At 54.8% G+C, this 14699-nt stretch carries 11 protein-coding genes and 1 tRNA gene; 2 read left to right on the plus strand and 10 right to left on the minus strand.

Annotated elements, in window-relative coordinates; all coding sequences use genetic code 11:
* The 5 genes from QYC28_RS05390 to QYC28_RS05410 all read right to left on the minus strand — a co-directional run bounded on the left by QYC28_RS05390 (position 1) and on the right by QYC28_RS05410 (position 5633).
* Positions 1–1248, minus strand: coding sequence for a D-alanyl-D-alanine carboxypeptidase (locus tag QYC28_RS05390; protein ID WP_302679963.1), 1248 nt, complete (start codon positions 1246–1248; stop codon positions 1–3).
* Between the two features lie 7 nt (positions 1249–1255).
* A complete protein-coding gene (locus QYC28_RS05395) occupies positions 1256–1462 on the minus strand; it encodes a DUF2839 domain-containing protein (protein WP_302679964.1) in 207 nt (68 codons plus the stop codon).
* Between the two features lie 173 nt (positions 1463–1635).
* Complete coding sequence (leuS, locus tag QYC28_RS05400; RefSeq protein WP_286626935.1) at positions 1636–4203, minus strand: leucine--tRNA ligase; 2568 nt, start codon at positions 4201–4203, stop codon at positions 1636–1638.
* A 73-nt stretch (positions 4204–4276) separates the two neighbouring features.
* Positions 4277–4975 carry a response regulator transcription factor gene (locus QYC28_RS05405; protein WP_302679965.1) on the minus strand — a complete coding sequence of 233 codons (699 nt, stop codon included), beginning with the start codon at positions 4973–4975 and terminating at the stop codon, positions 4277–4279.
* A gap of 52 nt (positions 4976–5027) precedes the next feature.
* On the minus strand, positions 5028–5633 hold the full coding sequence (locus tag QYC28_RS05410) for a hypothetical protein (protein WP_149818878.1): 606 nt from the start codon (positions 5631–5633) through the stop codon (positions 5028–5030).
* Positions 5634–5827: 194 nt separating this feature from the next.
* Between QYC28_RS05410 and QYC28_RS05415 the strand changes: the two genes are divergently transcribed.
* Together QYC28_RS05415 and QYC28_RS05420 are read left to right on the plus strand one after the other, a co-directional pair.
* A tRNA-Met gene (locus QYC28_RS05415) sits at positions 5828–5901 on the plus strand.
* A gap of 69 nt (positions 5902–5970) precedes the next feature.
* On the plus strand, positions 5971–6678 hold the full coding sequence (locus tag QYC28_RS05420) for a molecular chaperone (RefSeq protein WP_302679966.1): 708 nt from the start codon (positions 5971–5973) through the stop codon (positions 6676–6678).
* Here QYC28_RS05420 and QYC28_RS05425 read toward each other — a convergent pair.
* From QYC28_RS05425 to QYC28_RS05445, 5 genes are all read right to left on the minus strand, one after another.
* Positions 6675–9158 (minus strand): O-antigen ligase family protein, encoded by a 2484-nt coding sequence (locus QYC28_RS05425; protein WP_302679967.1) that lies wholly within the window; start codon positions 9156–9158, stop codon positions 6675–6677. The two genes, QYC28_RS05420 and QYC28_RS05425, sit on opposite strands and share 4 nt — an antisense overlap.
* 71 nt (positions 9159–9229) lie before the next feature.
* A complete protein-coding gene (locus QYC28_RS05430) occupies positions 9230–10462 on the minus strand; it encodes an LL-diaminopimelate aminotransferase (RefSeq protein ID WP_302679968.1) in 1233 nt (410 codons plus the stop codon).
* Positions 10463–10496: 34 nt separating this feature from the next.
* Positions 10497–13172, minus strand: a complete 2676-nt coding sequence (alaS, locus tag QYC28_RS05435; protein ID WP_149818886.1) for an alanine--tRNA ligase — start codon at positions 13170–13172, stop codon at positions 10497–10499.
* A 302-nt stretch (positions 13173–13474) separates the two neighbouring features.
* Positions 13475–14326, minus strand: coding sequence for a prepilin peptidase (locus tag QYC28_RS05440; protein WP_399363006.1), 852 nt, complete (start codon positions 14324–14326; stop codon positions 13475–13477).
* Complete coding sequence (locus QYC28_RS05445) at positions 14281–14508, minus strand: hypothetical protein (protein WP_225901554.1); 228 nt, start codon at positions 14506–14508, stop codon at positions 14281–14283. Before QYC28_RS05445 ends, QYC28_RS05440 begins: the two co-directional genes overlap by 46 nt.
* Positions 14509–14699: the final 191 nt, after the last annotated feature.

The following is a 14699-nucleotide window of genomic DNA, read 5'->3' on the forward strand; positions in this document are numbered from 1 at the left end:
TTATTGCGCCTTCAGGAGCTGAATGCGTTGGGGGTCGCCAAACCGCGGAGCAGGGGCTTGGCGGTGAAATTCAGCACCCAGTCTTTGGGTCGCTTGTAGCGTTTGACTCAAATGCTGCACATAGCGATCCTGTATCTGCCGAAACCCTTCTAGGTTGTCTCCGCCATTGAGAAGCGCAAAGCAGACGGTGCCGTATTTTGCTGTGGGTAAGACGCCAACCAACGCACTCACATTCCAAAGAGACCCCGTTTTTACTAGGGTTGCCGCCGGTAGTTGACGATACTCTAACGTACCGCGATCGCGCCCCGCCATGGGTAGCACATCCGCCAAACTGTGGTTTTTCTGAGCGAGCATCTCCTGAAGCGCCAAAAGCATCCCACACGCCGCCCGGGGAGAAATGCGATTCTCCTCCCCCAGACCTGAGCCGTTGATCAGTTGAATTTCACTGGGGGGTACATTGGCTTTACGGGCGGCCACTTGAGCTACGGTTGCAGCACCCCCTGCCATTTCTGCTAGGGTTTCCGCAATCTCATTATTACTGTAGATATTCATTTGCCGCACAATTTCCCCCAAGGGGAGTGAGCGATGCTCGAGGCGCAGGGTAACACTCGCAGGGATCGTGCTTTGGAAGCGTGTTTCACCCGTCATCGTGACTTGGGGGCGGGGTTGTCCCTTGAAGTGCTGTTCATAGGCCGTTTGAATTTCAGGCGTCCAGCGGCGGTGATCTAGGGCGAGTTTGAAGAGCGCTGCGGCGGTCTGGGGTTCAGGGTAAAAGTTCATCATAAAAGGGGGAACGATGACTAGATTCCCCTGCACTTGACGAATTCCAAGGCGGTTAAGGGCATTACCGATGGCGATCGCCTCCTCCCAGATAAAGAGGGGATCATTGCCGCCAATCAAGACCAAGTCCCCCCTGAGAACACCATTTTGCAGCGTGCCTGTGGTGCCGATGCGAGTCAGAAACTGATAGTCAAAGGGGTATTTATCTAGAGCCGCCAGACTGGTTGCCACTTTGGTAACAGAGGCAGCGGCAAGGGGGCGATCGCCCTGGTGGTTGACCAATAACTGGTGGGCACTTTGAACCCAGATGCCCTGTTGATTGGGAGAAAAACCCTCCTGTGCCAATGTTTGCAGGTAGCGATCGCGATACTGATGCAGCGCAGCCTCATAGGGAAATATCACTGCTTTTAACGCCTCAAAGCGCGGTTGTCCCCAGTACCATGCCAATGCTGCCAACAGATCCAACATGCCAGTTCTAATTCACTGTCAATTCCCACCATCCCAAACTGGGGCCAATAAAGCGAACCGTGAGCCAAATGACTACCAGCAGGCCAATCCCTACCCAGGTACCCCGCGTTACCCACTTCTGGATTAGCAGCAGTTGCTCCTTCCGGAGCCAGCCCTCCTTTTCTTGACCGTAGCTCTCACCAAGGGTTTCCTTGCGCCGTTTTGCCTCACCCATAGTTGCCGCTCAAATGGTTACAGTCCTTATCCTAGACGCTTTTAGGAAGCGATCGACCCCCTTAGACTCGATCCTAGACACACTACGCCAAACTCCGCTAGCTTCTGCAAAATCCTATGGGAAAAATGGGGCGTCCTCAGCAGACCAAGTGGACTACAGCAAAGTGCTAGTGTTTAAGGAGTTAGGACAAAGTTCACCAACTTGCCCGGCACGACAATGACTTTTTTAATGGTTTTACCGGCAAGGTAGCGTTGGCCAATCTCCGACTGCTTGGCGGCTTCCTCCAGTTCCACTTGACTAGCCGTGGCAGGGACTTGAATCGCACCACGGGTTTTGCCCATCACCTGAATGACAAGGGTGATTTCATCGGCAACAAGGGCAGTGGGGTCTGCTTTTGGCCAAGGCTGGCGGTGGATGGAGTCGGTGCCGCCCAGTTGGTGCCAGAGTTCTTCACTGATGTGGGGGGCAAAGGGAGCAAGCAGGGTTAGCAATGTTTGGATGCCCTCGCTATACACGCCAGAGGTATAGTAATCGGCGCTACTGAGGGCATTGGTGAGTTTCATCAGTTCGGCAACCGCGGTATTTAATTGATAGTCGCCCTCAATGTCCTCGCTAATTTCTTTAATTGCGGTATGAATGGCACGGCGCAGCTCTTTTTCAGTTTTAGTGAGGCTTGCAGGCAGGGGTTGACCCAGCTGACCCCCCTTGGTTTTGAAGGTTTGCACCAAGCGCCAGACGCGGTTGAGGAAGCGAAACTGACCTTCGACATCGGCATCGTCCCACTCGAGGTCTTTTTCGGGGGGCGCCTTGAAAAGGATGAACATGCGGGCAGTATCCGCCCCGTACTTCTGAATCACATCACCGGGGGCAACGCCGTTGTACTTGGATTTGGACATTTTTTCATAGACGACCTCTAGGGCTTCCCCTGTGTCGGGGTCAGTGGGTTGGCTGAGATCGGCGATGCGGCTAGGAATGATGTACTTGCCCGTGCGCGGATTTTTGTAGGTGCGTCCTTGAACCATGCCTTGGGTGAGCAGACGTTGGAAGGGTTCACTGACATGGACAAGCTGGCGATCGCGCAAAACTTTGGTGAAAAAGCGCGAGTAGAGCAAATGGAGAATGGCGTGCTCAATCCCCCCCACGTACTGATCCACCGGCAACCAGTCCTTAATGGCTGCTGGGTCAAAGGGGGCTTCACTGTTGCGAGCATCGGCGTAGCGGAAGTAGTACCAAGAGGAGTCAATAAAGGTATCCATTGTGTCCGTTTCCCGCTGGGCAGGGGTACCACATTTCGGGCAGGGAACATCCCGCCATGCAGTAAGTTTCGCCAAGGGAGAAGGGCCACGACCGGTAAACTCCACTTCCTCGGGGAGCAGCACGGGTAATTCTGAGCGCGGCACAGGCACCGCTCCACACTGCGGACAGTGAATGATGGGAATGGGGACACCCCAATAGCGTTGGCGGGAAATGAGCCAATCCCGCAGCCGATACTGCACTTGCTCCCGTCCCCAGCCTTGGGTGGTTGCGTATTCGGTAATGGCTGCTTTAGCTGCAGTGGAGTCCATGCCATCAAATGGACCACTGTTGATCAATCTCCCCGGCTCCGTATAGGCAGCCTTGAGGCGGGCACTGGCTTTGCCGTCTGGGGGAATGATCACTTGGCGAATGGGGAGCTTGTGGGCCTTGGCAAACTGAAAATCGCGCTCATCGTGGGCAGGCACGCCCATTACAGCACCGGTACCGTATTCGTAGAGGACATAATCGGCAATCCAGATCGGGATTTCTTCACCGGTAAAGGGGTTCAGAGCTTTGCCACCGGTGGCCACACCCCGCTTGGGGCGATCGCCCGCTGTGCGTTCGAGTTCACTTTGCTGTTGGACACTGGCAATAAAGGCTTCGACGGTTTTGCGGCGGCGGCTAGTGGTCACTTTCGGTGTCAGGGGATGTTCGGGCGCCAGCACCACGTAGGTCACCCCATAGACCGTATCGGGACGGGTGGTAAAAACAGCAATTTTCTCATCGCTGCCAACAATTGGAAATTCCAGATAGGCACCCGTGGACTTGCCGATCCAGTTGGCCTGCATCAATTTCACCCGCTCTGGCCAGCCGGTCAGTTGTTCCAAGTCATTCAGCAGTTCCTCGGCATAGGCAGTAATTTTCAGAAACCATTGCTTAAGCAGTCGCCGTTCCACTAAGGCGCCCGATCGCCACGATCGCCCTTCGCTATCCACCTGTTCATTGGCCAACACTGTTTGATCCACGGGATCCCAGTTCACCGCCGCTTCCTTCTGATAGGCCAAGCCCGCCTCAAAGAATTCCAAGAAGAGCCATTGCGTCCAGCGGTAGTAGTCGGGGTGACAGGTGGCCACTTCCCGTTCCCAGTCGTAGGAAAGGCCAAGGCGTTGCAGTTCTTGGCGCATTTGGGCAATGTTTTGCTGTGTCCAGACGCGAGGATGAATCCCCCGTTCAATGGCGGCATTTTCTGCCGGCAGGCCAAAGGCATCCCACCCCATGGGGTGAAGAACGCGATAGCCCTGCATCCGCCGACAGCGGGCAATGACATCAGTAATGGTGTAGTTGCGAACGTGCCCCATGTGCAGATTCCCAGAGGGGTAGGGAAACATTGAGAGGGCATAGAATTTCGGCTTTTGCGGATCGGTATCGGTGCGATCGATCTGGCGGGCAGCCCATTCCTGTTGCCACTTGGCCTCAATCACTTGGGGGTCGTAGCGATCGTCCACAACAGTTTTCCCGAAAGAACAGCTTATCTATTGTATCTAGCACGTTCCTTTCCAAGATACGGCAACAGTGGTCTTAGCTTGCCGGTGCCGCAACGGGGCGTAGCCGATAGCCTTGACCATAGACCGTTTGAATTAGAGAGGGTTCGTCGGCATGCTCAATTTTGCGCCGTAGCAGCCGAATCTGGGCAGCCAATAGGTTGCGATTGACGCAGGGCTGATCCGGCCACAGTTGACTGGCAATCAATTCATGGCTGAGGAGTTCCGTCGGGTGCTTGAGGAAGAGCGCCAAAAGTGCCGTTTCCTTTTCCGAGAGACAGATGCACTGTTGCCCCCGGTAGAGCAGACGACCTTCGACATCTAAACGCAAATCTTGCCAGCAAAGAATCGGGGCTGTACACCCCATGGTATGTCGCCGCCGCAGCAGTGCTCGTACCCGTGCCAGCAATTCCCGCAGTTCAAAAGGTTTAACCAAGTAATCATCAGCACCGGCATCCAGACCCCGCACCCTGTCATCCACCGTGTCTCGAGCAGTGAGAAAGAGAACGGGAGTCTCATCACCGGCTTGGCGCAATCGTTGACAAAGTTCTAGCCCCGTAGGCGGTGGCACCATCCAATCCAAAATTAAGAGGTGGTAGGGGCGCTGCGTTTGCCAGTAGGCTTGAGCCGTTTCACCATCGTAGGCCACGTCAACGTGGTAGCCCTCTTGGCGCAGGATGTGACCCAAGGGATCGGCTAGCTCCGTTTCATCCTCTAGCAGCAGAATGTGCTCCACAACATCAATTGATGGCCGATGGACACCAAAATTTTAGCGAAATCCTCTTGAGTTAGGCGGCTGCTTGTAGCAACTGAGGCGGCACCGGAATTCCCGCTGCGATCGCCTCCGCTGGCAGTGTGGGTACAAGGCGATAACAGTAGAGAAGAAATTGCTCTAACCATGTTTGTAGCAGGTCTTGCTGCTCCTCGTTGAGGTAGCGATCGAGAGCAGGTACTTGCTCAGTGTAAAAGGTCTCAACCCGAATCGTGCGCAGCCAAGGATGAGTCGGGCGGGTAATCAACCAGTAGTTACGCACAAGGGCACGACCGAGGTGATTCTGGACGATCTGGCTTGCCTTCCTAAACCATGGCAGATAGTTTTGCAGCGTCTGTACCACTGGTGGCGTAAACAAGGGGCGTACTGCGGATGTCACGCCAAGCAGGTTCAGGATTTCACCCTCTAGTGCCAAGAGGTAGGCCAAATTGATAGGGAGAGACGCCTTAGCCCGACAGTAGGACATCAGCAATGTTTCTAGGGTGGCACGGGTTGCTTCTGGGAGTCCTTCAAGCAACAGGAGAAGCTGATTTTCAGTTCGCAGGGGACTGGCAGAGAGGGCTGAGCCTTGGCGCTGATAAATTTCCCTCAGAGTATCGAGGAGAAGAGGCGGTAGCAGCATTGCTCAAGGAGTTAGTCTAAAAAGACCTAGGTAATCTTAATACTTTCTTTATATGTGTTTGTCGGGATGATGGAAGTAAGGGTTGCTACAGTTGACCCAGAAAAAACTTAGGATATTGATAGGATTTTATAAATCTTCTAGCGATCGCTTGCCAATCCTCTAGGGAATACGCTATCTTGGGTAAGCTAGAGCAACGCGGGGTAGAGCAGTCTGGTAGCTCGTCGGGCTCATAACCCGAAGGTCCATGGTTCAAATCCATGCCCCGCCATTCATGATCTTCAATCGATTCTGGCGCTTCTTAGCTCCTTTAATTCCTCTCCCTAGCTTGATTCTTGGCATGTCCACAGCGCAGACGGCTCAATATCGCTTGAGTGCGCTGAAGATTGAACTGGCACCCCAAGAACCTTTTACGGTACTGGCGATCGCTAATACGGGCAATGTCCCCCTCGACTTTAAGGTGCGGGTGCAGCAGTGGCAACAGCGGGCAACGGGGGAAGATGAACTCCATCTCTTACCTGCAAATAGCCTAGAGCTAGTCGCCTTTCCCAACCTCCTGCATCTGCCCGTGGGCGGACGGGCTGAAATTCGCATTGGCCATCGCTTGCCGGCTGCTGATGTCGAGCGGACATATCGGCTTTTAGTTGCAGAAATTCCTCCAGCCCCTCAAGGAATCGGCTCAGAAACGCGCCTCGTAACGGTGCATAGCCTGCCCGTATTTATCAAACCAGCGGTCATTCGGCGGCAGGGGCAACTCCTCAATGCCCAAGTGCAGCAGGGAACCCTGCAAATGACTGTCAGTAATCGGGGCAATGTGCATATCGAGGCGGATCAAATCACAATCAGAGGCTTGGCGGAGAATGGTCAACAGCTCTTTGAGCTGCGCCCGCAACGGGAATATGTTCTTGCAGGGGTGACGCGGCCCTTAATGCCCATGCCTTTGCCCCAAGACCAGTGTGCAGCCGTGCGAAGCCTACAGATTGTCTTGGACATTGCTGCCAATCCCCCCACCACCCAAATTGAGCGACCCACGGGGCTTTGCCGTTAGAGCCTTTGGTTAAGAGCAGCAAAAAGCCGCTGGCGATCGCCCTCTAGGGCCTGATCTAGTTCTGGCAAAAAGGTGTTGTCTGGCCACAGCGGCGCGAATAAAGTCACCATTGGCAGACTGTCAATGGCAATGAAAAAGTCCGTAGGTTGGGGGCCATCAATGTGGCGACTATTCACCCCAAAACCGCTACGGCTATAGGTAATAGCAACAGCAGGCGCCGCCGAACGCAACCACTCAAGGGGTGTTGGCTGACCAGCTATGGAGCGCACCATCTGTTCCAGTTGCTCCGGGCTACCTGACCAAATGGAGGCCAAGAGGTCACGGCGGTTGTTAGGGTCATCCCATGCCTTGAGGAAGGTTTGCAGCGTTGCAGGAGCTTTCAATGTTGCCTCTTGGGGGTTGGCCAAGGGTTGCAGCCATGCAGCTAGGGGGTCGGTGTCCCGAGGGAGTTCCCCTTGCCACCAGCGGAGGAGGGTTGACACTTGACGCACATAGGCGCCTGAGGGGCGATCGCTGGCAATGTCCTGCTCAAGCTGACGATAACGCTCCGTGACCGCCGTCAGCACTGGTTGATAAAAGGGTGCGAGGGGAGCAACCCGCCAAGCCGGACTGGTGATGAAGATGGGATGGCGCAGCACCTCAAGGATCAGGGCTTGGGTCGCGAGTTGCGGTTGATTCTGACCAATAAGGGCTAAGCCAAGCCCCAGAAAGTTTCCCCGTTTAGCCGGTACCAGTTGAGCCGCGTTGGCAAAGGTAGGAACTGCTGCACCCAAATTGCCCTCGCGCCAATAAAGCCATGCCAAGTTACTATAACCAAACTCAAGGTAGGGGGACAGCTCAATTCCTTTTTCAAACTCAACCGTTGCTGTACGCAAGAGGTTTGCCCGTGCTGTGGGGTTGTCTGTCATCATGCCCCGCTGGCCATAGTTCCACCCCAGTTGCAGTGGATAGTAGGGTTCCCAAGGGGCGAGTTCCTGAGCATGGAAGAGCTTCTCAGTAAAGCGATTCCAGTCGGGAGGGGTTTCCAAGAGGACTAGAAAACCTTCGCTGCTACTTGCCCAAGCACGGTGAATCGGTGTCAGCCAACCCACTATCACTAGGATGATTCCTAAACCCACGCCCACCAGCGAGAGTACCCAGCGTACCCGCAACCGTTGAGGAGGAGCTTGCCCTTGGCCTGTGCGAATCAGGGTTGTTAAGAGGGTGAGTTCAATTAGGAAGAGGCCACCAATGCCGACATTGTCCAGTTGAAAATCCGTAAGACTGAGCACGCCGTAGCCCCAAAGCGCAAAGTAGAGGGCGATCGCCAGCCGTTGTTCCCGCTGTGCTAAGTTCGGCCACCAGCGCCGGTAGCGCATTGCCCAATAGACCAGTAGCCCCACCCCCAAGAGCAATACGGCAATGCCCCAAAGCCCAAGTTCGGCCCAGAGTTGTACGGGGGTACTGTGGAGTTGATAGATCCACTCCGCTTCACGGCCAGCCCAGCCCGGACGATAGTGCTGATACCACAGGGGCACACTGCCTAAGCCATTGCCCCTCAGAGGATGTGCGGCCCCCATCCGCCAGCCAACAATACTGGTAATCCAGCGGTAGGCCAGTTCGCTCCCTTGTCCTCCCTGCCAGAGAGCCACTAAGCTGCGGCGCAGGCGATCGTTGGCCAAAGCGACCACCGCTAAGCCCACCAAAGCCAACAAGCCCCACCAGAAGCGACGCTGGCGGCGATAGTGCCAAACCCAACCCACGCCAAGGGGAATGACCATTGCCAGTAAGCCGAGGCCGCCCCCCCGTGAAAATGTTGTATAGAGGGTAACTAGACCCAAAAGCAGCACCGCCATCCAAAACCGGCGCGATCCACTGGTTTCTGCTTCTATGGCCAACAGTCCTACCAAGGGTAATGCCAGCAGCAGGTAGCCCGCCACGTAGTTTTGGTGACCAAAGGGTGCCCAGTTGCGTAGTTCTAGGGTATCTGGATTCAAATGGGGGGTGAATCCTTGAGGGCTATTCAAAATTGCGGGGGCGATCGTCGTGCCCAGCCAAAGGCCTAAACTGACAAGAATCACGAGGGCAGTGAGATAGCCTTGAAAGCGCACGATTTGCCAGCGGCGTTCTGGGGTTCGCAACCAAGCCCCGAGGGGATAAAGGACAGCGATGCTTCCCAAGAGTGCCCAGCCATACCAGCGAGCCTGATGGGGAAAAGCACTCCACGTCCCTGAAATCGCCAATGCCAACAGGAGTAATAGCACTACGCCATCAAAGCCATTTCCCAAGGGCTGCACCCGCCGTTGATAGGCCAACACCTGCAAAAACCAGAGCAGAGGCACCCCCAGCGCGGCTTGCCAGAGTAAGACCCAAGGCCACGCCACCATCAGACTGTGACTATCGGGTAAGAGGGTAAAAAAGGCATAGCCAGCTGCTGTGAACAACCCCAGCAGAATGCCCTCCTGTTTAGCCGCCTGTTCGCCCCAATGTTTTGCCGTCATCGGTGATGCTAAAAGGGTTTAAAGCCGCTCCAACCGCTTTGATGAGCCTTGTCCTGATTCTAGGTGAATTCTTAGGCAAAGGCTGCCACCACCCGATCCATGGCTTCAACCACATTTTCCCGACTATTAAAGGCCGAAAGGCGCAGATAGCCCTCACCCGCTGCCCCAAAACCAGCACCGGGGGTACCCACTACATAGCAAGTGTGCAGCAATTTATCGAAAAAGTCCCAACTGCCAATCCCTTGGGGCGTCTTCAGCCAGACATAGGGAGCATTGACCCCACCATAGACTGCAAAGCCCGCTTGGGTGAGTTTTTCGCGAATGAGACGGGCATTGTCCATATAGAAGGCCACCAGTTCCCGTACTTGGGCTTGACCGGCTTCAGAGTAAACCGCCTCCGCGCCCCGCTGCACAATGTAGGACACACCGTTGAACTTTGTGGATTGCCGCCGTTGCCACAGCGCCCAGAGTTCGACGGCCTCGCCACTGGGGGTTTGCCCCTTAAGACCCTTGGGCACCACCGTAAAGGCGCAGCGGGTTCCCGTAAAACCGGCATTTTTCGAGAAGGAGCGGAATTCAATGGCGCACTCGCGGGCACCGGGAATTTCATAGATCGAGTGGGGAATAGCGGGATCGGTAATAAAGGCTTCGTAGGCGGCATCAAAGAAAATAATTGCTTTATGGGCACGGGCATAGTCCACCCACGCCTGTAAATGCTCCCGTGTGGCCACCGCACCGGTGGGATTGTTGGGGAAGCAGAGGTAGATTAAGTCCACAGGTTCACTGGGCAGCGTGGCGGTGAAGTGGTTTTCAGCGGTAATCGGCAAATAGACCAGTCCAGCGTACTCCCCGCGTTCATTGGCTTCCCCCGTGTGCCCTGCCATGACATTGGTATCCACATAGACGGGATAAACGGGGTCGGTAACGGCAATGCGGTTGCCGTCGCCAAAAATATCGAGGATATTCCCTGTGTCGCACTTGGAGCCGTCGGAAATAAAAATTTCACTGGCATCGATGTCGCAGCCGCGGGCTTGGAAGTCGTGGGCGGCAATTTTTTCCCGTAGCCAAGGATACCCCTGCTCAGGCCCATAGCCTTTGAAGGTGGCGCGATCGCCCATTTCTTCCACCGCTTGAATCATCGCTTGACGACAGGCCGCTGGCAGCGGTTCGGTGACATCCCCAATGCCGAGACGAATCAGGGGGGCATCGGGATGGGCTTGCAAGAATTGATTGACACGGCGGGCAATTTCCGGAAAGAGATACCCTGCCTTGAGTTTGAGGTAGTTTGCGTTAACAAAGGCCATAGTGCTGCTGAGTGAGAAACAGAAGCTCAATATATCAGGATTCGAGAATCCCTTTGAGGCGAGAGTGCGCCAATTGCAGCGCCTCGGATAACTTTTCAGGTTCAGATCCCCCCGCTTGGGCAAAGTTGGGACGCCCACCACCGCGGCCACCACAGACTTGGGCGAGTTCCGCCACCAGTTGACCGGCATGAACCCCCCGCTCTACAACCTCCGGACTGGCGGCCACCAAGAGGTTCACTTTGTCAGCAGCCGGTTGAGTGGCCAACACCACAGCTCCACTACCCAGTTTATTCAGGAGCCATTCAGCGGCGGTTTTTAGCCCTTGGGGATCCACCCCTGCTAAGGAGGCAATGAGAATGTGGGTATTGCCGACGGCTTCAGTCTGCTCCAAGAGGGCTTGAGTTTTAGCGAGGGCTAGTTCAGCTTTGAGGTGTTCCAGTTCCTTTTGCTGGGCTTTGAGATCCGCTTGGAGTTGGCTAATGCGATCTAGAATCTCTTCCGGTTTGGCTTTGAAGCGATCGCACAACTCGCGGACAATGCTATCGCGCTGTTGCAAATAGTCACGCACCGCTGGTCCTGCAATGGCTTCAATGCGACGAATCCCGGCAGCCACGCCACTTTCACTAATGATCTTAAAGAGGCCAATTTCAGCAGTGTTGTGGACATGGGTGCCACCACAGAGTTCCATAGAAACGCCCGGAATATCGAGAACCCGCACCTGCTCGCCGTATTTTTCACCAAACATGGCGATCGCCCCCTTGGCCTTGGCTTCATTGAGCGCCATGATACTGGTGTGGGTGGCATGGCTTTCACTAATCCAAGTATTGATTTGATCTTCAATCTGTTGCAGTTCTTCGCGAGTGAGGGCACGGGGGCAGTTAAAGTCAAACCGCAGCCGATCAAAGGCCACCAGTGATCCCGCCTGGGAAATGTTTTCGTCAATCCGCTTTTTCAAGGCCGCCTGCAAGAGATGCGTTGCGGTGTGGTGCGCCTGTACCCGCCGCCGACAACTGAGATCAATTTGGGCGCTCACGCGATCGCCAACGCTGAGGCTGCCCCGCTCCACTTTGCCGTAGTGAACAAACACTTCCTTTTGCTTTTGCACATCGTGGATTTGCACTAGGGCATCACTGCTGGCGAGATACCCGCGATCGCCAATTTGGCCACCGGATTCAGCATAGAAGGGAGTTTCCTCAAGGATCACCTGCACTTCAGTCCCTGCCGTTGCCGTTGTTACCGGATGACCCGCCACCAAAATCGCTGTTACGGTCGTGGTCAAACTAAACTCGTCATAGCCACGAAACTGCGTCGGATGCAGTTGATCCGCTAGGGAGTCAATCCCCTCCTGAACGGTAATATCAATGGTTTCGTGAGCGGCTTGGGAGCGTTGCCGCTGCTCGGCCATACAGGCCTCAAACTCAGCCACATCCACACCAATGCCTTGCTCAGCGGCAATCTCTTGGGTCAACTCCAAGGGGAAGCCATAGGTATCAAAAAGAACGAAAGCATCGCGCCCTGCCAATTGTGGTTTACTGCGTTTTTTGCCCTTAGTTGTCTTCAATGGAGCGAGCATCTCCGCTAAGAGCTTCTCACCCCGATCCAAGGTCTTAAGAAACTGTTCCTCCTCCCGCTGGAGTTCGCTGAGAATGACTGCCTGCCGCTCGCGCACATTGGGATAGACATTGGCAGCCAGATCAATCGCCACTTGAGCCAAGGCAGGGGTCACCAGTTCATTGATCCCCAACAGCCGACTATGGCGGACAATGCGCCGAATCAATCGCCGCAGGACATAGCCACGCCCCACATTACTGGCGGTGACGCCATCGGCAATGAGATGAACCACGGCACGGGTGTGATCGCCAATCACCTTGAGGGACGTTTTGGTGCTGGCATTGGCTTTGCGGTACTGAATCCCGGCTCGCTGCGCTGCCGCCTCAATAATCGGGAAAATTAAGTCTGTCTCGTAGTTGTTGGGCACCCCTTGCAGAACCTGCGCCATCCGCTCCAAGCCCATACCGGTATCAATGTTTTTCGCCTTGAGGGGGGTGCGGCGCCCTTGATCGTCTTGGTTCAACTCCATGAACACTAGGTTGTAGAGTTCGATGAAGCGGCGATCGTCATCGAGATCAACGTCAGCTAGTCCCTTTTCCGGATAGAAGTCGTAGTAAATCTCAGAACAAGGGCCACAGGGACCCGTTGGCCCCGCCGTCCAGAAGTTGCTCTCCTCTCCCATGCGCTGGATGCGCTCCTTGGGCAAGCCCACTTGGCGATGCCAAATGTCATAGGCCTCATCGTCATTTTCAAAGACGCTCACCAAGAGCCGTTCCGGGGGCAAACCATAAACCGTGGTCATCAATTCCCATGCCCAAGCAATGGCCTCCGCCTTGAAGTAGTCGCCAAAGCTGAAGTTGCCCAACATTTCAAAGAACGTGTGGTGGCGAGCAGTGCGACCCACATTTTCAATGTCATTGGTGCGCAGACATTTCTGGGCAGTGGTGGCGCGAGGCACTTTCGGGGCTTCTTGGCCGAGGAAAATTGGTTTGAAGGGGAGCATGCCGGCGATCGTCAGCAGCACCGTCGGATCCTCTGGAATCAGCGAGGCACTGGGCAAAATCGTGTGTCCCTTAGCGGCATAGAACTCAAGGAATTTTTGGCGAATTTGATCACCTGTGAGGGCAGTTGTCGCCGACGCAGAAGGGGACGAGGTCATTGGAGCAAAGTCTCAACGGAGCGCAACAAACGGCAAGAATACTATTTCATCATACTGGATTGTACTCTGGGAATAAGGCACCCCATTGGCAGGATTTACGAGAATAGCCATGGCTGAGCCAGCCACCCGCTCTGAAATGGGTCAACTCCTTGAGGAAGTGAGAGGAATGCGCGCTAATATGAGAAAGTTGCCGATCTGAGCGATCGCCAGCGGGTGGTGGATGCCCGCCTATGGGGTTTTATTGTCGCCCTTGTCAGGGAATTTCGGCTTATCTTGTCAAGTTGTCTTTACTTTGATAAGAGTTAGCGCACAAACACGCCGGGCAAAAAGGTTTCGAGATAAAGATGAATCAATTGGCGGCCAAAGAGACCACTGACAATAGCCGCTACTGCCAAAAAAGGACCAAAGGGAATCGGTTGTCGCCGCTGAATCCAACCGAGGGCAATCCCCAGTCCACCCATCAGGCCACCGAGGGCACAGGCCAAGAAAAAGGTAACGAGCAATCCCTGCCAACCTAGCCAAGCCCCGATCATCGCTGCCAGTTTGCTATCCCCTCCCCCCATGACCTCCTGACCAAGGGCGATCGCCCCCCCCCAGCGGATCAGATCAAAGAGCCAAATGCCAATCACTGCGGCAATGATGCTTTCCGTGAGTCCGCCTAGACCCGTCGTTAACCCTCTCACGAGCAGGCCGACAATCAACCCCCATTTTGTCAGGGGATGGGGCAGCGTCATCGTGTCTAGATCAATCAAGGCCAAGGCCAAGAGCCACGCACTCAACAGCCAGAGCACAAGGGTTTGCACTTGCCAGCCACTCACAGCCACAATCAGGACGTACAGCAGTGCCGTCAACAGCTCAATCGCAGGATACCGCCAAGAAATCGGTGCATGGCAGTAACGACATTGCCCCCGCAGGAATAGCCAGCCCAAAATTGGGATATTGTCCCAGGGCTTGAGTGTGGTCAAACAAATCGGGCAGCGAGACGGCGGATAAAGGAGCGATCGCCCGCTCGGCACACGGTAGATCACAACATTGAGAAAGCTCCCCACCGCTGCCCCAAGGCCAAAGACAAGGCAGTAGCTAGCAAAGGTCAAAAAAGTTAGTGCAGTTATAGGCGTGTTACTTCCGGCAGATGATCGTAGGGAATAAAGCATTCTTGGGGCAGCAGCACTGGTTGACTAGTAAACAGCACATAGCCCCGCAGGGTTTGCCGATTAACAGCGACACCCGCAGGCACCGTTTTTGCCCCATGAACCTGCTGGTAGAGATTATAGATGGATTGAGCAGCGGCTAGTAGGGGGGTATCAACGGTTTCCATGGTCTGCAAAACTGGCATGTGCCCCACTCCTCGGCAATCGAACAATTAGAAACGGTTATGTTTGGTTTTGAGCCAATCATCAGTTCTCGCCAAGCGCTCCGCCTATGCAAAAGCAGATCTGAAATCCTCTACCTGACTATCAATCATCTTGTCTTAGCAAAGCGATAGCATAGGGGTAGGACGGCGCTAAGACATCTTCCTCGTGAAAT

This window comes from Thermosynechococcus sp. HY596, from assembly GCF_030518715.1.
Lineage (GTDB): Bacteria > Cyanobacteriota > Cyanobacteriia > Thermosynechococcales > Thermosynechococcaceae > Thermosynechococcus.